Genomic DNA, 21,409 nt, shown 5'->3' with positions numbered 1-21,409 from the left:
TCCCATGGCGGACAGCACTCGCGCCATGCGCCGGTCGATCTTCGAGCGTGACCTACTCCCCGTATGAGTGTGCGGCCCTCTCCCGCAACCGGCTTCATGCCCTTTGCCCGGGCGCTTTCCGGGGAACCTCGCACCGAAGTCGAACTGACCTGGATCGAGAAGCGCCATGAGCAGTGGCTGCGTTTTGGACGGGCCGCCGGCGAGCGCATCGTGAGCCGCCGTACGCGCATTGTCAGTTTCAGGCCCGGCGCGGTCTTCGCGTTCGTGCGCTGGTCCGGCAATGATTACGGAACCGTATATTCGCGCATCGATATCGTGCAGGCCGTTGGGAAGGATCTGCCCTACACGACCGTGCCTTTCGTGCAGCCCGGCGGAGAAGTGCTTCTCAGTATCCGGGGCTGGCCGAAGGTCGAGCAGGTGCTGGCCGCCATCGACCCCGTGGAAGTCGGCGGTGTCGATCCCTGCGACGTTTCTCCCGATCACTGGCGCCATGTCGCCGGCCGGATCGCCGCCGGCGCGCATCCACGCCCTTACGGACGTGAGCGGCATGACGCCTGGCTCCGGTGCAAGGCACTCGGACTGTGACCCGCTTCGGCTACATCCTCGTGACCCTGGCGGCTGCCGAACTCGCTGCAGGCGCCTTCGCAGCCGTCGCATGGCTGAAGCCGCATCCCCGCTTCGTGTGGAACGCAAGTTTCAGCGCGCCGCCAGGCCTCTATGGCTTGACGGCGGCACGGCAGGTGGCGTGCGGTGACCTGGTCGCCATCATGCCGCAGGCAGAACTTCAAAGGTTCATGGCCGATCGGCATTATCTCGCGAAGCGCGTGCCATTGCTGAAGCACATCGCGGCGCTTCCCGGCCAACGTGTCTGCCGCAAGGGGTTGCGGGTTTTCGTCGATGGCAGGCGCGTCGCGATCGCGCTCGACCGTGACCGGCACGGCCGCCCCTTGCCTGTCTGGCAAGGTTGCCGAACGCTGACGGCAACCAGCCTGTTCGTCATCAACGCGCCGCCCGACAGCTTCGACAGCCGCTATTTCGGGCCGATCCCCGCAGCGGGCGTGATCGGCCGCGCGGCCCCGATCCTGACACGCGATGCACCCGGCGCATCTTTCGTCTGGCGCGGATTGCGCCGGGCCTTTGCGACTCCACAGACCAGGAAAGGACCGGCGCCATGCAAATAGGCAGCTTCCGCAAGACCCGTGACGGTTTCGAAGGCCGCATTACGACCCTCACGGTAGATGCTCCGGTCTGTCTCGTGCCTGCGCATCGCAGCGACGCGGAAAACGTACCGCAATGGCGCCTTGTCTGCGGCGATGGCGACAACAGTTTTGAAATCGGAGCAGGCTGGAACCGCACAGGCGAGCGTGCCGGTGCCTACATTGCCGTGCAGTTCGATGATCCCCATTTTGCAGAACCTGTGCGGGCCAATCTGCTTGGTCCGTTGCAGCAAGGCGCCGACCACGCGCTGCTGTGGTCTCGGTCCTCTGCGCGTGACCGGCGGTAACACTATGCCTGCGCAGCTGGAGAACGTGCTTCTGAGGCGGCATTGGGCCCGGGCACTTTTTTCGTTGTCGATTGCCGCAGTTCTAGGCGGAACCGCGCTAGCGGACGTGCCGGATGCCGCGATTGAAGACGGTCATGAGGCGGCCGTGCTGCAGGGCGTTTCCGAGGAATATGCTGCGATGATTGCCGATGCGGCGCGCCGCGTTTCCCTTCCGGCAAGCTGGATCGCTGCCGTCTTGCGCGCAGAAAGCGGGGGCAATCCGCGCGCGGTTTCGCCGGTCGGCGCAATGGGCCTGATGCAGGTCATGCCCGGGACATGGCGCGCCATGGCTGCGCGCTACGACCTTGGCCCTGATCCTTTCGAGCCCCGCGCCAACATCCAGGCAGGCGCGGCCTACCTGCGCCTGATGTGGGAGCGGTACGGCGATCTCGAAACCATGCTCGCCGCCTACAATGCTGGGCCCGGGCGTACCGACGCCTTCCTTGCCGGCCGTCGTACCTTGCCCGGGGAAACGACAGAGTATGTCGCCCGCGTCATGGGCATGATCGGCAACAACCAGGCCGTTGCCGTTGCCGTTCCGGCAAGTTTCAAACCGGCGTCCTGGCGTGATGCGCGGATATTTCCGGTGCGGACCCAGGTCGCGACCGAAGGTGCAGCCCGTGCTTCCGCAAGCGCGAATGTAGGGCCCGGAGTGCCCGAATCCCGTGCGGCCCTGGCTGTGCCCGCCTCCGCGCCTGATGCGCTCTTCGTTTCTCTTTACGGGAACACTTTCCCATGAATCGGGCAGCGGCAGGATTGCAGGCGGCGGAGCAAGCCGGGTGCGATATTGCGGGGCGAGGAGGTGCGGCAAAGAGAAACGGGGCGGGATTGCCGCTGTATTTGGCGAGCACTGGCGGTCCCTGCTGATGGCGGAAATCCCCTGCCTTGCGGCGCCCCCACGTCTGGCGCGACCCTGGCGTCCATCAAACGCAAGCGCAGGAGTCGTGTGATGGAATACTTTGCCGGCCTGGACGTCTCGATCGAGGAAACCGCCATCTGCGTCGTCGGTGACGACGGCAAGGTGGTTCTGGAAACCGCTGTGGAAACCGATCCGGCTGCCATCGCCAACGCGCTTGAGCGCTATGCTGGGCGGTTGCGCCGTGTCGGGCACGAGGCGGGCTCGCTCTCGCCCTGGCTGCACCCGGGCCTGCGCGAGTTGGGCGTTCCGGCGGTGTGCCTGGAAACGCGCCATGTGCGCGCGGCGCTGTCAGCCCAGCGCAACAAGACCGATGCCGCCGACGCGCTCGGGATCGCCCACATCATGCGCACGGGCTGGTTCCGTGAGGCGCATATCAAGTCGGAGACCTGCTACCGGTTGCGCTTGCTGCTGGTCCAGCGGCGCAACTTGAAGCGCAAGTTCCTCGATCTTGAAAACGCGATTCGGCATTCCTTGAAGGTGTTCGGCATCCGCCTCGGCAAGGTCAGCCGGGGCGGCATGGAGAAGGCCGTGCGCGAGGCAGTCGCCGACGATGCGATGACCGCCGGGCTGATGGACTGCATGCTGCGCGCACGCGCGGCACTGTGGGCGGAATACCTGACGCTGCACAAGCTCGTCACCCAGATCGCGATGAGCGACGAGTTGTGCCGCCGCTTCATGGAAATCCCGGGCATCGGCCCGATCGCCGCGCTCAGCTTCAGAAGCGCGATCGACGATCCCACGCGCTTTCGCCGCTCGCGCGATGTCGCTGCCTACTTCGGCCTGACCTCGAAGCGATGGCAGTCGGGCACCTCGATCGACGTGAAGGGACGCATCAGCAAGGCGGGCGATGCCGATGTCCGCCGCGCGCTCTACGAAGCGGCGTCGGCCATGCTCACCCGCTTCAAGGGCAATGACACGATCAAGGCATGGGGACTGCGCCTGGCCAAGACCAAGTGCCACGCCAAGGCGCGCGTCGCGGTGGCGCGCAAGCTGGCCGTGGTGATGCACGCGATGTGGCGCGACGGCACCTTCTATACCGGCGATCCGGACGCGTCAGCGCAGGATGTTGCCGCCTGGAATGCCGCCAAAGTGCAGCGGCTGAGCCTGGCGAACTCATGACCACCCCCTTTCTCTTACCGGCCAGTTGACGGCCGACCAGCACACGGAGGTCCGCGAAAGCGGTACATGGAATGGTACAGTCCAGGAAAACGGGAAGCACGATATCTCGCCTGTGGCTGGCTCGGGAGACCGGGCCCGACCACGCTCGAGTGCCTGTGATGTTGCCCCGTCAATCCGATAGCGACATGCGCCGCGACGGCCGCCATGCTGCCGATGGGCAGCATCAACCTGCTGTCGATGAGCGCGGAAGAGTGCGCGGCGTACCGGACCTTTTCTGCTTCGCAATACTTCGCGCGCTGGCATCCAATAGAGTGCCATTACATGCTAAGGAGGAGAAACGACGATGGCGAAGACTGGCAGAATCTCGACCCCAAATAAGAGTGCAAGATAAAAGCGGGGCCAGCTAGGCGCGCTGTAATGGTCGGTTTGGCTAGGTTCCGGCGTATGGCCGGGAAGCCTCCCGGCCAGCTTGTCTTCTACTATAACGCGATGGAAACAGTGGCGGGGTGTTGCCAGCGGCGGCTCAAATGGGGGGCGTCACCTACCAGAAAACCGAAAACCATCAGATCGCATCCTGCGGCATGTGCGACGACAAGGACGATATCGCCTTGCGCAATAGCTACACTTGGGACAGTGCGCTACAGGCTATGACAATCCGAAAGCCGTACGCACGGTGGGCAAAAGCGTGAAACGTTGCTTTCATTCTGATACAAAAATTCATGTTATTGAACGACTTGAGTAGGGATGAGAAGTGAAGATGAATCGGCGCTGCCCGTGTCTTCTCAATTGGGGCCTGGCGCAAAATTCGCCGAGCCCAAAATCTGTTTCTTAGCCCATCTTTGACGGCTTCGCGTGCTCCCCCGCAAATCATTACCCTCACCGCGAACTCACTTTGCTCGAACCACCCAATCAGGGCAGTCCTAATCTATTCGTTTAGCATCCGAAGTGCTTTGGTCGCCTGAAATCAGGGGCAGCGCGTCCTTTTCCTGTTGATTGATATAACCTTGCGGCATGACCGACTTTGCAGGCGTCGCATCAGGGTCTGAAGACACGTCGCCGGACGAAGCGCGTTCAACGCCCGCGGATGAGGACGGCAAACCGCGATGCCTGAAACCAAGCGTTGCCACGTCGAAATAACTGGAAATAGCCACAGCAGCAGCGGTGAGAGCTGCAACAAAAACCATGGTATTGTACCGGTTGGTGAATGGAATGAAATCCATGTAGGCCTCAATTGCTACAGAGATATATAAGTGAAATATATATTCAGCAGGAATTTATTGTAATGCTTTTGGTGTTTGTGATGTTTTGGTTTGTACGCTCTCTTACGTTGAAAGCGCTTTCGTATCGAATGTACGTAGGAGCAGCGCTAAAAACACTCACGATCAAAGGGTTGTAGCGGTATGTTACCTCTACATACATTACTGCCGTGCCGTCTGCCGCGTGCACGCGATGACCGGCTGGGCCCATCCCGCCAGCCAGGGCGTTCGTGCTTCTTCCCGTGCCCTGGCGGCCATATTTCGGCGAGACGTTCAGACCGCCATAGCATCGCTGCCAATTGATCATCTGACCGGCGTTGCTACCGGTCTGGCCATTGGGCTCCAGAGACGACAGCACCACACGGCCATTGCGTTCGAACGCAAGCGACCGGCCGACAAGTTTGGCGCCGGAAAACAATTCGTTGATGTTGGTCTCATCGACCCCTGTGCGCAGTCGGCTTGCGTTGTCGGCAACCGTGATCGCTACCTGATTGATACGCAGATGCGTCATTGCCATGTTCACGATTTCCAACCCGCCAAGCAGAAGCGTCAGGAATATCGGCGTCGCGAATGCGAACTCGATCATTGACACGCCTATTCGGCAATCGCGCAGGTCGCTGACGCGCCGCCGGCGGCGCAGGGAAGATGGAGCGGTCATACGCATACTGTCGGCGGCACTTTCTGACGAGAATAGGGCTGGCTGCGCAAAGCCGTCTCTGCCCTGATCAAATGGTTTGCGGACAATCCCGGCAGGGGGAGCAGTCGCGGCACGGATGCCGAAACCTCGTAGAATACGACATCGTCTGCGCCGCCGATCCCGGTCTTGCCGGCTTGCTGGTCAAAAACACCGTTTTCATTGAGGTCCGCAAAGCAGTCCCCGGGGTCGTAGCGTCCATTTGAATTGTAGTCGGTCACCAGGAGTTCGCTGTTGCCGACGCCGGAGAAATCCTGATAGCTCTTGATCGTAATCGAATAAGTCGCATGGCGGGCGACGATGTCGGACCTTGCCCGAAGCGCGCATCCGACTTTCGCTTCGAGGCTGGCGCCTTCACATGTGAACGAGGGCCCTTCTATCGAACTGGTGCGGGCCACATCGTTGAGCGCTCCTTGCAGGGCCGATTGTGCATAGGCCTGATAGGCAAGGTCCATACCGCCCATGATCATAATGAGCATAGGCATCAGAATAAGCGCAAATTCAGCAATCGCGGCACCCCGCTGATCGCGGGCAAGTGATCGCAGAGTGCGGGCTGCAGTATCAAGAGGAATTGTCAGCTGCATTGCGGATTTCCTATTTCGTCAGTCGCAGAGCGCCGATCTGGTTACCGATCTGTCGGAACCTTGCGATCAGGCTTTCGCGATCCGCCAAAGAGGTGGCCTGGTTGGAATTGCTCGCGCAACCGGTAAGGTTGGCGTTGAGGCTGGTGTCGAAGCCGATAACCCACACCGACACATTCATGTTCTTGACCGCGTTGCATAGCATGCGGAAGCGTTGCTCGTGGCGGGCAAGCTGATTGGGACAGGATCCGCTTCCGGTAACGCGCAGATCATTCTGCTCAACGCCATAGGCGGTCAGCACATTGCAATAAGCCGTTTGGGCCCCGTCCGTCATGAATATGATGTGCCGGTTGCACGGCATTCCGTTATATTCCTCGCAACCATCAGCAAAGATCCCGCCGGTCGAAATCATCCGGGCGCCCCACAACATTCCGATGTCGTGGTAAGTGCCGCCGACAGTCTGCAACCCCGCCACATAGGTGTTCATGTCGTCGTGGGTCCATTCGTCGAGCCGGTGGGCTTCGGTCGGGCAGGCCCAGTAACCCTGGCTGTAAGTGTAGTTCTTGATCCAGCCGGTAGTGCTCGTGCTACCCGCACTTGAATTCACCGAAGTGCTGCCGGCATTGCGGGTATAGACGACATCTGGAACCATAGGACGCCACCGGGTGGCATCGCTGGACGGGATCATGTTTATGTCCAGATCGTAGGCATCGGCGGGAATTGCCATGCTGGTGCCGCCGGCAATGGCACTGGTGGTGTCGCGTTCCTCGATGCAGCCGTTCCACGAAACAGAAGTCGTGCTGACGCCGCTTCCGGCCGCAGCGAGCTGCTGCGCATTGAAACTGCCGCCTGGATCGGGGACGGTGCCGTTGGCAGAGCTTGCCAGTATCATTGTCCCACCCCGCTCCTTGTACTGGCTCAGGTCGTAGGTTTCGTGGCGATAGGTCCAGTTGCTGAAGCCTCGACGGGTTACATAGGTCGTCGTGGTGGTGATCTTCCACCGCCGACAACTGCGATAAGTGCCCGAGGTCACAGGGGCACCAGACCATCCCCAGTCAGAACTCTGGACATACGTTGAGCTCGTCGAGCTGCCGTCATAGCTGTACTGGTAAGTCGGAGAGGGGGCAGAGCCGCTCGAGGTTGTCGAGGAGTTGACCCAGGACTGGCAACTGCTCGACGTCAGAGTGGCACTGCTCGGTGATGAAGCGCCGGTCCCCGAGCTGCCGTTATAGTATTCCCAAGCCGCTGAACTTGTTGGGCTGTTTGAAAGATAAACTGCCTGGTAATAGTTCGCAACGCGCGAGGGATAGCTGCTTGTACTGCGAATGTAGCCGGGCTCGACATCGCTTATCAGTCGGCCGACGTTTACAGTGCTTGAGTATGGCACGATCCCATAGCGTAACCGCAGTCCCTGGCTTTCCAGTTGCTTCTGTACCGGTTCAAGCTCCTCGTACAAAGCTATCACGGCCTCGCGCAGCGCCTTGATCTTGGGTTCGCCATCAAGCGGATCGGCCATTGACCCGGTGACATCGAGCACCAGAACAACGTCTGTGTTCACAAAGTTGAGCGAAGCATCGCAGCTCACGGAGATCGGCATTTCGTTAATGCCGAACAGGCGCATCAGAACCGTAGGCAATCTCGTTGACGCATTGATCCGCACGACACCCGTTTCCGGTCGGGTAATCGAGGGTTCGAACGCCGCCGTACCGTAGACGTCGCGAGGAAAGTTGAAATCGAAGAACTCGCGGCCGGTGTTTTTGACCTCGTCGGTCAACTGGTCGTATTTCATCACGCGGCGAGCGGCGAGCGCTGCGGCATCGCAGGCGCTTTGCAGCCGCCCTTTGGCCAAATACGCGCGACTGACATCGACTCCGCCGCCAATCATGGCGGCCACGGGAATCAATGCGGCGGCAACGATCACCAATGCGTTTCCACGCACATCGTTCCGCAGTCGACAAAAAAAAGAAGCCGACCGACCCATGGATTTTCGGACTTTCAAAAGGGTTTTTCGTTGCCGAGCGCAACGCCCCGCAAGAAAATTACATGATTAAAGCTAAAAAAACGGTAAATTGACTTCATATTTTTACCTGGTGGGCCAATAATTTTCCAGCAATGGCAGTTCTTAAAGACCTAAATGCAGAAACCAGGCGATACTGAATCTTCGTATCTGCCAATGAGGGCATGATCTCAGCGGGGTCGGTGCCTCACTCCCATTTCGTACTACTTCAACGCTTCGTAAGCCGAGACGATTGCCGATACCTGCTGGGTGGCAAGCAATTGCGTTTGCTGTGTGGTGAAGGACTGCAGCTGGGTAAGAGAAAGCCTCGAAATCTGCTCCACCGAAAGCCCAGCCAAGCCGCCACTGCTGAGTGAGCTCAGATCCTTGCTGGAAAATGTCGCAAGCGCGCCGGGGCTGAAGGCTGCGATTTGCACAGCGGAGAGATTCGCAACCTGAGGCGCAGTCAGGGCCTCGGCCTGTTCCAGGGACATAACCGCGATCTGGGACGTGGTCAGACCGGCAATGGCCTTTGGGTCGATGGCTGCGATCTGATCTGGCGTAACAGCGCCAATCTTGTCGCTGCCAAGAGCGGCGACCTGCGCGGGCTTCAGAGCAGTCAGTTGGGCCGGTGTCAGTGCCTGCACCTGTCCCTGAGAAAGCGAGGCCAGACTTTCGGCGTTCATGCCGGAGATCGCGAAAGTACTGACTGCCGCGACATCGTCCGGGGCGAACATGGCCAGGACAGCCGGGGTCAGCGCGGAAACCTGGCGAGCATTGAGACCGCCGATCTGGACGGGCGTTAGGGCTTCGAACTGCTCAATGCTCAAACTGGACAATTGCGCGCTGGTGAATGAAGCCACTTGCGCGCGGGTGAGGCTCGCCATCTTGTCCGACGAGAGTGTGGAAAGCTGCTCAGCGGACAAGCCAGCAGTAGCCTGAACCGAAATCGACGCTACCTGCATGCTCGAAAGACGCTCGAAGGCTTCCTTGCTGAGGGCGGAAATCTGCACGAGTGTCAGGGCGCCGATCTGTTTTTTGCTCAGGCTCTCTACTTCGTCCCCGGTCCACTGGCTGATAGCCGAAGTGGCCAGCGAACGGATTTGATATACCGATAGGGAGCTTGGTGCACCGATTGTCGTCATGGCAATGGATCCCGGCCGATATGGAACGCTCTGATTGGTACCGTTCGGAGCACGGTGTGCTTGGTCTTCATGCACGCTTCTGTCATGGCAGCACCGGGCCCCAGGCTGGGTCGGATGCATCGACCGGAGTCGGGAGCCGACGCTCGTGGCGCCCGGTGAGATCGACCTGCCAGATGCCGGTCTTTCCGGAATTGGCTTGGGTCCGGAAGAACTGAATAACACGGCCATTGGGCGACCAGCTCGGCGCTTCGTCCTGCCATGCATCGGTGAGATGGCGTGCCTCGCCTCCGAACGGGCTCATTACGGCAATTCGAAAACTGCCGGCGATATGGGTAAAGGCGATCTGATCGCCGCGCGGACTCCATTCCGGCGTTGCCGCCCGCCCAGCGATGAAGCTGATGCGTCGCTGGTCCGATCCGTCGGCATTCATCACATAGATCTGCTGGCTGCCGGACCGGTCGCTTTCAAATACGATTTTCGAACCATCAGGGGAAAAGCTGCCACCTACGTCGATGCCGGCGCCATTGGTCAGTCGCAGGCTTGGCCCACCCCTAGCTGCAGTGACAACATCGCGATCTGTAGCAAAGGCCGTGATGGCGAGGCTGAGGTCGATCCATTCCTGATCGGCCGATACCGTGCCGGTCAGCCCCCCTTCCTCCTGCGCTGCGGACGGTTGTGGGGCCACAGCGAGAAGAGCCAGAGAAAGCGTGATCGGCCGTATGAAAACGCATGCCTTCATTGGGTGAGTTTCCTGTCGAAGCGCAAGGCTGCCACGCGCTTCCAGACGTCGTAATGTTCGCTCGGCAGGTCGAAGGGGGCTGCCAGTTCGATGGCGCGGATTGCCAGTTCGGCATGGCGCGCGGCCTGCGCCCTATTAGCGTCTGTAATACCTTCCTGTCGGACAAGCTTGGGCGGCCCTGCCAGGCTGCCATCGCGGTTGAGGTTCCATGCAAGCACTGTCACCAGCTTTTCGGCGTCCGCACCCTGGGGGACTGTCCAGTAAGGTTTGAGCTGGCGTGAGATTGCCGCCGCGAGAGAGGATTGCACTGCGGGACCGGCCGCCGTGTCGGCTGGACTGCGCGCGCTGCCGCTCTCCTGCCCTCCCGTCACGCCCTTGAGGAAGTCCTCTCCAAGGTGGCTTGCACCTGGCGATTTTGAGTTTGCCGGACCGGCGGAAGTGGCCCGCTGCCCGGTTTGCACACCCTGGAGGAAGTCCTTGCCGATCTGACCCGGCGCAGACGTCTGCCGAGCAACTGGCGAGGGTACAGACGATGGCCGGGCGGGAAGTGCGGCTGCACCCGAAACTGCGCTTTGCGCTGATGTAGGCTTGGCGGCTTGGGCTGGGCGAGGTGCCGTAGACACTTCCGTGGGTTTCGCAGCGGACTTGGGCAACGATGCTGAGGCCGGCTGTGTTTGCGATGCGGATGCCGGGGCGGGACTGTGGCTTGGTGCCGGCGAAGGTTTGGCAACAGAAGCGCCCGGGGCTTTTGGCGCACGAACAGGCTGCGGGGGCGGCGAGGCACGAGGGACCGGGGCCCGAGGTGTCGGAACGGGCTCAGGTGTGGTGACGGGTACGGGCTTCGGTTTCTGCGCGGGGGCAGGCAAGGGGGCTTCAGATGAGCGGGCAGCCGTCCTGGCCACCTCTGCCGGCTGCGGCTTGGGTGCGGGCGCAGGTCTTGGACTCGGCAAAACCGTCGGCTTGGCAACAGGCTCCAAGGGCGTTGCGGCGCCGGTCGGAGGGGAAGCCGGAGCCCTCGCGGATGCGGCACCGGATGCGCGCTGCACTTTCGCAGGAGGGGCAGGTTCGACGACAGATGCCGTCTGCGCCTGTTCTTCAACCTCGCTCTTCGCTTCTGTCTGCGATGCCTTATCCTCCCCGGCCGTGCCTGCTCGTGGCGCTGTCGCGGCTGCGGGCTCTGCTTCCGGCTCCGGTGAACGCGAGGTGGGAGTAGGTTCCTCCGTCAGCGTTACACTCATACGCTCGGCAGGAAGCCTCATCGGCGTGGAAAGCGGCCGCCACAAAAACCAGGCCACGAGCAGGGCATGGAGAGTGACCGCAAAGATCAACCCCGCCCATTCGTCATTGGTTGGCCGTTCCAAAGGAAGAGTGGCTGCCGTCAAGGCTCGCGGCCCTTGATCTGGCCGGCAGGCGCATCGTCAGCGGCAAGCGTGACCAACGCGATCGCGTTGAACCCGGCATGATTGAGTTCGCCCATGATCGCCATGATCTGCCCGTAATCGAGCCTGCGGTCGGCGCGAAGGGTGACAAGCGGCGACTTTCCTGCATTGCTGCGCGGCAGGGCTGCAAGGCGATCCGGCAGTTCATTCTGCGCGACTTTGGCATCGTCGATGTAGATTGTGCCATCACGAGACAAACTCAGCGTCACCTCGTCAACCTGTTCGGACAGGGCCTTGGCGCGGCTTTGAGGCAGATCGATTGGCACGGCCGCCTTGAGAAGTGGTGCCGTCACCATAAAGATGATCAGCAGCACCAGCATAACATCGACAAGGGGCGTGACGTTTATTTCCGCCATCGGACTGCGCCCGCCGCGTCGTGCCCGTCTGGAGCCGCTTGCAAGGTTTACCGCCATTAGAGGCAATCCAGTTCATGGCTGAGACTTGCGCGCAAGTGGCGGGCGAAGCGGGACAGACGGGCCTCGAAGCGGTTCACCGCGTGGCCGAAACGGTTGTAGGCGATGACCGCGGGGATCGCGGCGAACAGGCCTATGGCCGTCGCCATAAGTGCTTCGGCAATGCCCGGCGCCACGACCGAGAGCGAGGTGTTCTGCGAAGCCGCAATCGATGTGAAACTGCGCATGATGCCCCATACGGTACCTAACAGCCCCACGAACGGAGCAATCGAACCGATTGTGGCAAGATAGTTGAGACGTTCGGAAAGGCGGTCGATCTCGCCTTCGATGGCGCCTTCGAGGGCATCGGCGATACGTTCGCGCGCCGCATCCTTGTCCAGCCTTGCACCTGCCCGCGTAGATCTGATCCACTCGCTGACCGCCGAGCGGTAGAGAGCCGCTGACGGGGACCTGTCCCGCGAAAGATGGCGAGCGCTCTCTCCCGTGATGCCGGCGTCATTTACGGCCAATTCGAAGTCATTGCTCTGGTGGTGAGCGCGGCGATTGCGGAGCACCTGACCGACGATGATCGCCCAGGTCCAGATGCTTGCGGCCACCAGGCCAAGCATGATGATCTTGACCACAATGTCCGCTTGCAGGAACAGCGTGACAGGGGAAAAATCGGTTGCGGCGTCTATCGGCATGGGAGGTTCAAGCCTGCGTTGTCATGGGAAAGGGTGGGCGCACCTCTCTGAACCGACAGCGGTCGGATGGAGGAGTATAGGGTTGGCCTGGTCAATACGGCAGGCTCGCGAATAGGCCGGCGAATGCGCTCACGACGAACAGTAGGCCCATGAAGGTGACAATGAGATAGGTCACCACTCGCATGCGGCGATCGTATTCCTGCAATGCGCGGCGGTGCCGGGGATCCTTCACCAAGGATATGTATTGGGTGCTGTTGACTTGATCGAATAACGCCTCGAGCTCGGCGCACTCGAGCGCCGTGAGCGCGCTTTCCTTGCGCAGGACTTCACCTGCTCTGCGGAAAGCGTGCTCCGTATCCCCGTTCATGGCGCGTCCCGGGCCGAATGCAGGCGCTATCAGCGGATGACGACTGTTACCGCCCGGCGGTTCTGCGCCCACGCTTCCTCCGTCGAGCCGAGCGCCTCGGGGCGCTCCTTGCCATAGGAAACCACATTCATGCGTGCTGGGGCGACCCCGAGAGTGGCAAGAAAGTTCTTGGCCGCATTGGCGCGGCGTTCGCCCAGAGCAATGTTGTAGTCACGAGTACCCCGCTCGTCGCAGTGGCCCTCGAGGGTTACATTGACATTGGGATACTGCGCGAGCCACGAGGCCTGTCGGCGCAGGGTTGCCTGGTCGGTGGCGTCGAGCGCATAGGAATCGAGGTCGAAAAAGACCCGGTCGCTGCCGGCCGTGCGGCGCAGGTCGGCCTGGCTGCCCGGACCATCGGGATCGTACTCTCCATAGCCCGACTGTGCCTGACCTCCCGGAGGTGGCAGCGACGAGGCCGAGTCCGGTGCGTGCTTCTTTCCGCAGGCGGAAAGGGCAATTGCCCCGGACACGAGGACCGCGAGGGCAAGGTTGCGTTTCATGTGATGGCTTCTCCTGCATCGAATTTCCGGCAGGATTAGCGCAACTCGGGAGGGGGCTGGTATTATAGGATTTTTATGCATGGACGTGCAGCCCCCCATGCGATCAAAGGGCGAATGACAGGCATGGATCGAGAGCCGCATTCAGGACTTATGCAGGGTTTGACCAAAGCCAGTCTTCGCGACGATTTGCGCCGGAGCTTGATTCATCAACCCGGTGCCTGGCGCGCACCCGTGATAATCTTCCTGGTCACGTCCGTTCTGGCGGTGGTCTTGCAGCCAATGCTTGAAGGCGAGGTGTCGTCGGGGCTCATCTTCGTGCTTGGGATAACACTTGTGGGCGCCAATGCCGGTCTGGTGCCTGCCGTGATCTCCTCCGTCCTGGCATCGGCATTTTTCAACTTCTTCCTCGCCGATCCGGTGCTCACGTTTCGCATGTCGACCGGCAATGATCTTGCGCCTCCTGTGATCTTCACAGCTTGCGCAATCGTGTCGGGATTGCTGGCCGGCCGGCTACGAGACAGAACGTTTCTTTTGGGGCAGACAAACCTTCAACTCGAAAGCCTGCTTGAAACGAGTCGCATGCTGCAGGCCGCCCCCGATGTCACCGCGATCGAAAAGGCCTTGGCACGGACGGTTCCTGGCCGGCTGGGATTTCAATTGTCGGTCTTTGGCGTTCAGCAGGGTAAAGTGCACAGGCTTGGAACTGGCGATGATCGCGACGGGGATCTTGACCTCGCAGAGCGTGCAGTGGGCGAAGGAATCGTACGGCAAGGCTCGCGCACAGCATTTCGGCTGGATGGCAGCCGAACATGCGTTGGAGCGCTCGTGGTCGACAATGTGAATTCGGTTCGCGTCGATCCGGCTTTTCTGGAAGCGCTGGCCAGCTTGGCAGGTCTGGCGCTGGAACGCGCAATGTTCGCATCAGCCGTCGCTGAAGCCGAGGCCAATGCCCGGACCGAGGAACTCAAGTCGGCGTTGCTGTCATCGGTCAGCCATGATTTGCGAACACCGCTGACCGCAATCAGCGCTTCGGCCTCAAGCCTCATTGAGTACGGCAACCAGCTCGACGCAATAACGTCCAGGCATCTGCTTGAGGGCATAGTCGAGGAATGCGACAGGCTGAACCGCTTTACCGCGAACCTGCTGGAACTTAGCCGGTTGCAGGCAGGCGGAACAGCCGTGAACGGTCAAGTTCTTTCCGTGAACGATGTCGTGCGTTCAGTGGTCCAGCGGCTCCGGTCGCGGGTCGGGGATCGTGAAATCCGGACTTCTGCCTTCCGGTCCGACATTCTCGTTCACGCCGACACGGCCCTGTTCGAACTTGCGCTCACCAACGTCATTCAGAACGCACTGCTCTACAGCGAAGCTGACACACCTGTTTTGGTGCATTGTGACTGCGAGCGCGATGACTGTGTTCTGACAGTGACCGATCAGGGCCGCGGCATACCCCAAAGCGAGCAGGCGCGGGTTTTCGAACGGTTCTACCGCGTTAAGCGCACCGAGGCGTCCCCGCAGGGCAGCGGACTTGGGCTGGCAATCGCTAAAGGCTTCGTGGAAGCATTTCACGGATCGATCGAACTGATCTCTCCCGTCATTGGCGGGAAGGGCACGACCGTTGCGATACGGTTGCCGATCGTCCAGGAGGCCGCATGATGCAGGACCAAATTTTGCTGGTTGATGATGAGCCCGCGCTTGTCGCGGTGCTGCAGCCGGTGCTGAAGGCGGCCGGCTGTGCCGTAACGGTCGCGAGTGACGGAAACGCGGCTATCAGCGCAGTCGTAGCGCACGATCCCGACGTCGTCTTGCTGGATCTGGGGCTTCCCGACATTGACGGGAAGGACGTGATCCGGACTATACGGGAAACCAGCCCAGTTCCGATTATCGTCATCTCGGCGCGCCACCAAGAGGCGGAAAAAATCGCGGCGCTTGACGAAGGCGCGGACGACTATGTCAACAAACCCTTTGAAATCGGTGAACTGATGGCCCGCATAAGGGCAGCCATCCGACGCTCGCAGGCAACAGCATCGAGCGCATCGGTATTCGAGGGCGGTCCTTTGCGTGTCGACTATGCGAAACGTGAGGTTACGCTGATGGGAGAGCCGATCAAGCTCTCGCCCAAGGAATACATGATCCTGCACGCCCTTGCTAGAAATGCCGGCCAGGTCGTGACGCATAAACGCCTTTTGGCTGCAGGATGGGGCGATGCGGCTGCCGATCTGCAATATCTTCGCGTCTATGTGGGGCTGCTACGGCAGAAGCTCGAAGCCGATCCATCCGAACCGGAACTGGTCGTAACCGAGCCGGGAGTCGGGTATCGTCTGCTGGTTCGCGAACAGGGCTGATTTCGTGTCATGATCTATTGCGCCCAAAAGAATAGTTGGAAAAACGTTTGATCCCGCCATTCAGACAAGGTCTGCCAAAGCAGCGACCATGTGCGCTGCCGGGACGAGGACAACCTGTGCCAGCAGCGTTCCGGCAAGGCGGCTGAAGCTGATCCACACAATTGTACGACGAAACAGGGCCTCACTGAGACGGCCTTCAACAACGTCGTCGGTCATAACCGAAAGCTGAGGATCAATCAGCGCGAACAGAAGGATCGTAGCGACGCCATTAATTACGGATGACAGCTGCGATGCCGTCACGCGAAACTCCGGAGTAAGATAGCCAGCGTATAGCGAGGCCAGCACACCGACGGTTATCAGCGCTTGGGCCAGGCAGTTGGCAGCAAGCACACCCCAGCCTACGCCGCGCCCCTTGGATAGGTCGCGGACATGGTTGAGGCGCGGTGCGCGAAAAGACTTGCGGATTGTACTCAATCCTGCCGGCGAAGCCGTTCGCAAGATGAGCTTCGCTGTCGAGCGGCGGGCCTGGAAATAGCCGATGGCTCGTGCGAACAGGCGTTGGCCGGTAGGGACCAGCGCGATACCCAGCGCCACTGCAAGCGTCGCTGCCGTCAAGATCATGCGAAAGTCGAAAAGCAGAGCCTCCCCGCCGCCATCGGCAATGCGCGCTTCAATCCGCTTCGCAAGGAACGGCCCCAGAAAGCTGTTGGAAGTACGGCTGACAAGAACGAGGATATTGAACAGCGCGAAACTCATCGCAATCCGCCGCGTACGGACACCTGCTATCCTTGCCGCATAAGCAAGCGTGCCGATGAGGTTGATGCCCGCCGTGAGCAGGCAGATCACAACCAATTGCGTGTCCATAGCCTCAACTGGGTGTTGGCGGCAAAGCCGCGAGTTCAGTATTGCTTGCCCCGCGACGGCTGGCCTTGGCTGGATTTCAGCCATATCCGGAGAGGACGATCCGAGGTCGGAGCAAGCAGTCCCGTCCTCTCCGCTAGTAGGTTGGCCGCAGGACTCAGGCCAGCGCTTTGTACAATGTGAACAGGCTGGTCACGGTGAGCAGAGAGCCGACCAGCATCAGCAGGCGCTTGGCGGGGATGCGTTTGGCGATCACCGCACCCAGCGGCGCCGCCATCAGCCCGCCGATGATCAGGCCGATCGCCGCGATGGAGAAGGCCTCAAGGCCCATGGTCACGATGAACGTCAGCGAGATCGTTGTCGTGAGGAAGAATTCGGCAGTGTTGACCGTGCCAATGGTGGTACGCGGCTCGGTGCCCTGAACCAGGAGGTTCGATGTTACTACCGGTCCCCATCCGCCGCCGCCCGCTGCGTCAAGGAACCCGCCGAGAAGACCAAGCGGTGCAATGACCTTTGGCGGCTTGTGGGCGTGTCCATGGTCCATTCTCCAGGCTCGCCACAAGAGGTAGATGCCGATCCCGGAGAGATACGTCATGACCACCGGTTTTGCGAGCGCGCCGTCGATGCTCGTCAGCAGGTAGGCGCCGACAACGCCGCCCGCCATTCCCGGAATGACGAGACGGGCGAACAGCTTCCAGTTCACATTCTTGTGAAAGATGTGGCTGATGGCCGAAGCCGCCGTGGTGAACGTCTCGACCACATGAACGCTGGCCGAAGCGCGTGCTGGCGCGAGGCCCAGAACGCTTACCAGCAGGGTGTTGGTTATGACCCCGAAGGCCATTCCGAGCGCGCCGTCGATCAGCTGCGCGGCAAAGCCGACGCCGATGAAGGGGACCAGTGCCTGCAGATGCTCCAGGGTAAGTTCTGGCAATGATAGCATTGTGTTTTCCAGTCAGATTTCGAGGCGAACGGTCATGCCCCAGGTGCGCAGATCACCGAGGGAACCGGCAATCAGGCCGGTGTTGCCGGAGGCGACCTGGAGCTGCTCGAAGTATTGTTCGTCAAACGCATTGCGCACCCAGCCGTAGAGGCTGAAACCGCCATCGGTTCGAAAGCCTGCACGGAAATTGTGCAGGTCATACCCCTCGATCCACGCGTATTGCGAAGGCGTGGCGTTCGAGGAGAAGTGCGATCGCGTGCTGCCGTCATAGCCAAAGAAGACTTCGCCCTGCTGGCCCAGCAACTTTGCGGGAACGTTGGCCTCGGCTCCGAACGAGAAGGACCATTTCGAGATGCCGGGAAGCACTGCGCCGGAAATGTCGCAATTGCCTGGGCTGTCGCTGCCGCCGGAAAGTTCCGGGGGGCAGGGGGCGTCGTTGAACCTGCGATAAGTGGCATCGGTATAGGCGCCGTTGACATAGGCGTTGAAGCGCGCGCTCGGCCGGATGGAGAAGTCGCCTTCCAGACCCTGTGCGCGCACAGCCCCGGCATTGGCCAGATAGCCGCGCAGCACGCCATACTGACTGTTGTTCACGTTGGCCTGATAGTTGCGGATATCGGTGCGAAAGGCAGCCAGGTTGAGTGTGGCGCGACGGGCCCAGAAACGGGTCTTGATGCCCGCCTCATAGTGATTGACCGTCTCCGGTTTTACAGTCTCTGCGGCTGCGATGGCGTGGTAGGTGCTGTCGGTGGGCACGCCATTGAGATTGATGCCGCCTGACTTGAAGCTTCGCGCATAGGTCGCATAAACGAGCACGTCAGGCGCCAGCTTGTAGCTCGTGGTGAAGTCGTAGCTGAAGTTCCAGTCACTGAAGCGCGGAGCAATCTCCTGCGGTGCATAGATCGCCAGCTGGGCGCTCTGGGCCGGGCTGTAGATGTTGCTGTCATTGAGAAGCAACGCGTTGCCGCTGCTGTCGAAGACCTGCCGCTGGTAGTACCCTTGCTTCTTGTCGTAGTTCAGCCGGACGCCGGGTTGAATTGTCAATTCGGGCGTCACCTTCCAACTCAATTGGCCGAACAGGGCCGCGCTGGAGTTTTTAAGAGACACGGCGTTCAGCGCGGTCAGCCCCTCGAGCACATTCGAGTTGTAAAGGGCGTTGGTAGGCGAGATATTCCAACGGGTAGAGGCACTGCCCTGCTGTTCGGTGCCTTGCGTGTCGATGCGCTGATGGAAGGCGAAGGCACCCGCAACGAAACCGATGTCGCCTTGATCATAGTTGTAGCGCAGTTCCTGCGTATACTGGTCTTGCTGTGAAGGGTTCTGGGACAGGGTGACGATCGGCAAGCCGGTAAAGTCGCGGTCGTTCGACGGGTCCCAGTTCCAGAACCGCCAGGCGGTGATCGAAGTCAGTTCGCCCGGGCCCAATGCCCATTCCACGCGCACGGATGCGCCGCCGATCCTGTTTTTGGCCTTCAACTGTCCGTCCAGATCAGTCAGCCGGTCGAACGGATTGGTGCTGGCCGGAGCATACCCCTGCGCAGCTGCCAGCGCGGCGAACTGGCGGTTTGCGGGACGCTGCGTTACTGCGGTCCGGACATAAACGGTGCCGCAGCAGCTCGGATCCTGCGTGCTGTAGTCGCCGGTAACCGTGACGTTCAGCCTGTCAGTCGGCTTCCACAGCAATTGACCGCGCAGGCCCAGATTGTCCTGGCCCTGAATCCACTGGCTGGAAGTGGTGTTGTAGATCGTTCCGCGGCGGCTGGTCGAGGACAGCGCGAACCGGGCCGCAAGCGTGTCGGAAAGAGGGCCTGACACGGCAGCCTTGGCCTGCTTGAAGGCGTAATTGCCAACGGAAATCTCGGATTTTGCGGCAAAGTCGAACGTTGGCTGGTTGGTGGTAATGTTGATCGCGCCCGCCGTCGTGTTTTTCCCGTAGAGCGTGCCCTGCGGCCCGCGCAGGACCTCGATCTGTGCAACGTCCAGGAAGTCGAACGTGGCCGATGCCACGCGTGAGTTGTAAACGCCGTCGACATAGATGCCGACGCCCTGTTCGATACCGTCGTTGGTCAGTCCAAAGGGTACGCCGAGGCCGCGGATGTTGACGGCGGTGTTGCGGGGGTTCGACGAGTAGAACTGGAGCGTAGGCGTCAACTGCTGAAGGCGGCCGACATTGAACGAGCCAGTGGCATCGACATGATCCCCGCCCACGACCGAAATCGCGACCGGCACATCCTGGCTCGATTCGTCGCGGCGGCGCGCCGTCACGAGAATATCCTCGCCGGCATCGGAAGCGCCGGTGCCGACCGAGGTTTGCGGTTCCGCCGCATCGAGATCAGTGCCGAAAGCGGGCGTAATTATAAGGGTGGTGGAGGCGAGCAGTGCGCCCGCAAGTCGTGTATTTCCGAGCATGATGCATCCCTGAAAGGAGGAATGCGTCCGGTTGTCCGGTCAGCATCAAGCTGTGCAGGCTATCGTCCTGCTGATGAAGAATTAGGTGAAACGGTGCTTTTCGGTCACGTCCATCTGGACCAGCTTGCCCTCGTGGACGGTCAACTGGATAGCGCCGAAACGTATCGTGGCGAGGGCCTCGAGGATGAGGCCGAGAGGATCGCTATCAGCGAACTTTCCCTTAGTGATGATCCGGTTGTCTGCTTCCTGAGACATGGAATTGTCCTGCTGGCTCATAGCGAGAAAGCCCCGCCATGTCTGCAATCTATATTCTCTACTAATTTTGTTGGCAAATGCTTTTGGCGCGAAGTTTTTGTTTCCCGCTGGGAAGGGAAAGGTCACGCGACAGTGCGAACGGTATGCGCAGACCAAGAAGCGCAGACGGCCAACCAAGTCCAATCCTATGCCTGCGGGCCTCTGAGATGCCGATCGTTGCACCTTGGTAGAAGATTCAAGAACATATGATAAACAGTGGCGTGTGAGGCATCGCGACGTCAGTATTTCCCATGCTGCCTCTCTAATGGTAGAAAATTGAGCGACCGATGCCAGTTTTGCCAAAAGCACGAAAATGTGATTTTATGCAGTAACGATGCGTCATTAATAAAAAAGTTATCAAATTATTATGAAAACGTTTCACATTTTAATGTTGCTATTTATAACCTGCGTATAGCGAACTATTGATTACGTAAAATTTATACATGCTTTGGAGGTCGGTTGGGGCGGTGATCGTCCGTCAGACCACGGAAAGAAAGTATTGGTGAAAAAGCGAGTGAGCTGCCCGATGCAAAAGCAGCAAGCAATGGCGCGGCCCACTCTGCCATCGGCTTCCCCCCGAACGCCTGGTTGAACTGTTCTTAAATCAACATGGTTAACTAATACTTTAAACGAAGGGAATGATTCTGAGCCCTCCAGCGGGGCTGGTGATACGCCAGGATGCGAAGCAACTATCTGAAAAAATAATTTATTCTCGGCAAAATTCGAAGACAATCGGGGGGTGACCTTCGCATCCGTCGGACGGATTGCCGGTACCGGCTCCCCTTGTCTCATTTAAAATTGCTCGGTGCCGTCAGGGTCAACACAGCCTCTGCCGGTATTTTCATTGCTCCCAAATTGCTGGTTTCCGGCCTTGTTCTGGTTCTTCTGGGGTTCTGGATAATTCACAGTATAACCCGCTTCGCGATTGAGATTATCGCTTTGGTGCCGCAGCTCGGCTTGGCGCATTTCTTGCCGTTGCGGGCCGACGAAATTTCCATATGGATCGCCTCTTGCCTCCTCTTACTGCTCGTAGCCCTTTCTATTTCAACGAATGTTTTGATCTAGAGCGGTTTTCGATCATTCTGGTTCGTACCCGCATGATTTGAAGTAGTTGGCGCATTCGTGGG

General features: G+C 60.0%; 20 protein-coding genes and 2 pseudogenes. 7 read left to right on the top strand and 15 right to left on the bottom strand.

The features are described 5' to 3' along the window. Positions 1 to 96: 96 nt before the first annotated feature. The 5 genes and pseudogenes from IEX64_RS22955 to IEX64_RS22935 form a co-directional block, all read left to right on the top strand. Positions 97 to 585, top strand: a complete 489-nt coding sequence (locus IEX64_RS22955; protein ID WP_229710683.1) for a DUF2840 domain-containing protein — start codon at positions 97 to 99, stop codon at positions 583 to 585. After that, positions 582 to 1,181, top strand: a complete 600-nt coding sequence (locus tag IEX64_RS22950; protein WP_188823661.1) for a S26 family signal peptidase — start codon at positions 582 to 584, stop codon at positions 1,179 to 1,181. The genes IEX64_RS22955 and IEX64_RS22950 overlap by 4 nt, the downstream gene beginning before the upstream one ends. After that, positions 1,172 to 1,504: a DUF736 domain-containing protein gene (locus tag IEX64_RS22945; RefSeq protein ID WP_188823659.1), complete on the top strand. Its 333-nt coding sequence runs from the start codon at positions 1,172 to 1,174 to the stop codon at positions 1,502 to 1,504. The genes IEX64_RS22950 and IEX64_RS22945 overlap by 10 nt, the downstream gene beginning before the upstream one ends. A 64-nt stretch (positions 1,505 to 1,568) precedes the next feature. Then, entirely contained in the window at positions 1,569 to 2,282 is a 714-nt protein-coding gene (locus IEX64_RS22940; RefSeq protein WP_229710682.1) for a lytic transglycosylase domain-containing protein, read from the top strand. A gap of 210 nt (positions 2,283 to 2,492) precedes the next feature. Next, positions 2,493 to 3,510 (top strand): annotated as a pseudogene (locus tag IEX64_RS22935) (IS110 family RNA-guided transposase); the annotation flags it as partial. A gap of 991 nt (positions 3,511 to 4,501) precedes the next feature. On the opposite strand, the gene IEX64_RS22930 reads toward IEX64_RS22935, so the two are convergent. The 11 genes and pseudogenes from IEX64_RS22930 to pal all read right to left on the bottom strand — a co-directional run bounded on the left by IEX64_RS22930 (position 4,502) and on the right by pal (position 13,436). Beyond that, the gene (locus IEX64_RS22930; protein ID WP_188823653.1) at positions 4,502 to 4,801 is read right to left on the bottom strand and encodes a hypothetical protein; all 300 of its coding nucleotides are present in this window, start codon (positions 4,799 to 4,801) and stop codon (positions 4,502 to 4,504) included. Between the two features lie 43 nt (positions 4,802 to 4,844). After that, positions 4,845 to 5,423 carry a TadE/TadG family type IV pilus assembly protein gene (locus IEX64_RS22925; RefSeq protein WP_229710681.1) on the bottom strand — a complete coding sequence of 193 codons (579 nt, stop codon included), beginning with the start codon at positions 5,421 to 5,423 and terminating at the stop codon, positions 4,845 to 4,847. A 68-nt stretch (positions 5,424 to 5,491) separates the two neighbouring features. Then, positions 5,492 to 6,115: a TadE/TadG family type IV pilus assembly protein gene (locus IEX64_RS22920; protein WP_188823649.1), complete on the bottom strand. Its 624-nt coding sequence runs from the start codon at positions 6,113 to 6,115 to the stop codon at positions 5,492 to 5,494. A gap of 10 nt (positions 6,116 to 6,125) precedes the next feature. Next, positions 6,126 to 8,033, bottom strand: coding sequence for a VWA domain-containing protein (locus IEX64_RS22915; protein ID WP_188823647.1), 1,908 nt, complete (start codon positions 8,031 to 8,033; stop codon positions 6,126 to 6,128). A 299-nt stretch (positions 8,034 to 8,332) separates the two neighbouring features. Further along, the gene (locus IEX64_RS22910) at positions 8,333 to 9,253 is read right to left on the bottom strand and encodes a hypothetical protein (protein ID WP_188823645.1); all 921 of its coding nucleotides are present in this window, start codon (positions 9,251 to 9,253) and stop codon (positions 8,333 to 8,335) included. An 82-nt stretch (positions 9,254 to 9,335) separates the two neighbouring features. Next, positions 9,336 to 9,809, bottom strand: a pseudogene (gene tolB, locus IEX64_RS22905) (Tol-Pal system protein TolB); the annotation flags it as partial. Positions 9,810 to 9,988: 179 nt separating this feature from the next. Then, complete coding sequence (gene tolA, locus IEX64_RS22900; RefSeq protein ID WP_188823640.1) at positions 9,989 to 10,363, bottom strand: cell envelope integrity protein TolA; 375 nt, start codon at positions 10,361 to 10,363, stop codon at positions 9,989 to 9,991. Positions 10,364 to 11,370: 1,007 nt separating this feature from the next. Continuing rightward, positions 11,371 to 11,787: an ExbD/TolR family protein gene (locus IEX64_RS22895; RefSeq protein WP_373290192.1), complete on the bottom strand. Its 417-nt coding sequence runs from the start codon at positions 11,785 to 11,787 to the stop codon at positions 11,371 to 11,373. 56 nt (positions 11,788 to 11,843) lie between these two features. Next, the gene (gene tolQ, locus IEX64_RS22890) at positions 11,844 to 12,527 is read right to left on the bottom strand and encodes a protein TolQ (protein WP_188823636.1); all 684 of its coding nucleotides are present in this window, start codon (positions 12,525 to 12,527) and stop codon (positions 11,844 to 11,846) included. Positions 12,528 to 12,618: 91 nt separating this feature from the next. Then, positions 12,619 to 12,894 (bottom strand): hypothetical protein, encoded by a 276-nt coding sequence (locus IEX64_RS22885; protein ID WP_188823635.1) that lies wholly within the window; start codon positions 12,892 to 12,894, stop codon positions 12,619 to 12,621. A gap of 29 nt (positions 12,895 to 12,923) precedes the next feature. Next, positions 12,924 to 13,436, bottom strand: coding sequence for a peptidoglycan-associated lipoprotein Pal (gene pal / locus IEX64_RS22880; protein WP_188823633.1), 513 nt, complete (start codon positions 13,434 to 13,436; stop codon positions 12,924 to 12,926). A 159-nt stretch (positions 13,437 to 13,595) separates the two neighbouring features. Between pal and IEX64_RS22875 the strand changes: the two genes are divergently transcribed. Together IEX64_RS22875 and IEX64_RS22870 are read left to right on the top strand one after the other, a co-directional pair. After that, a complete protein-coding gene (locus IEX64_RS22875) occupies positions 13,596 to 15,089 on the top strand; it encodes a sensor histidine kinase (protein ID WP_188823631.1) in 1,494 nt (497 codons plus the stop codon). Beyond that, positions 15,086 to 15,778, top strand: coding sequence for a response regulator transcription factor (locus IEX64_RS22870; protein ID WP_188823629.1), 693 nt, complete (start codon positions 15,086 to 15,088; stop codon positions 15,776 to 15,778). Before IEX64_RS22875 ends, IEX64_RS22870 begins: the two co-directional genes overlap by 4 nt. Positions 15,779 to 15,838: 60 nt before the next feature. On the opposite strand, the gene IEX64_RS22865 is transcribed toward IEX64_RS22870, so the two are convergent. The 4 genes from IEX64_RS22865 to IEX64_RS22850 form a co-directional block, all read right to left on the bottom strand. Further along, entirely contained in the window at positions 15,839 to 16,642 is an 804-nt protein-coding gene (locus tag IEX64_RS22865) for a lipid II flippase Amj family protein (RefSeq protein ID WP_188823665.1), read from the bottom strand. 154 nt (positions 16,643 to 16,796) lie between these two features. After that, positions 16,797 to 17,579 carry a sulfite exporter TauE/SafE family protein gene (locus tag IEX64_RS22860; RefSeq protein ID WP_188823627.1) on the bottom strand — a complete coding sequence of 261 codons (783 nt, stop codon included), beginning with the start codon at positions 17,577 to 17,579 and terminating at the stop codon, positions 16,797 to 16,799. Between the two features lie 12 nt (positions 17,580 to 17,591). Next, the gene (locus IEX64_RS22855) at positions 17,592 to 19,988 is read right to left on the bottom strand and encodes a TonB-dependent receptor (protein ID WP_188823625.1); all 2,397 of its coding nucleotides are present in this window, start codon (positions 19,986 to 19,988) and stop codon (positions 17,592 to 17,594) included. Positions 19,989 to 20,069: 81 nt separating this feature from the next. Further along, positions 20,070 to 20,243 (bottom strand): YezD family protein, encoded by a 174-nt coding sequence (locus tag IEX64_RS22850; RefSeq protein ID WP_188823623.1) that lies wholly within the window; start codon positions 20,241 to 20,243, stop codon positions 20,070 to 20,072. Positions 20,244 to 21,409: the final 1,166 nt, after the last annotated feature.

The sequence above is a fragment of the Novosphingobium indicum genome (assembly GCF_014645195.1).
Lineage (GTDB): Bacteria > Pseudomonadota > Alphaproteobacteria > Sphingomonadales > Sphingomonadaceae > Novosphingobium > Novosphingobium indicum.
The sequence above is the reverse complement of the archived record's forward strand: the minus strand, read 5'-3'. Positions and strand labels throughout refer to the sequence as shown.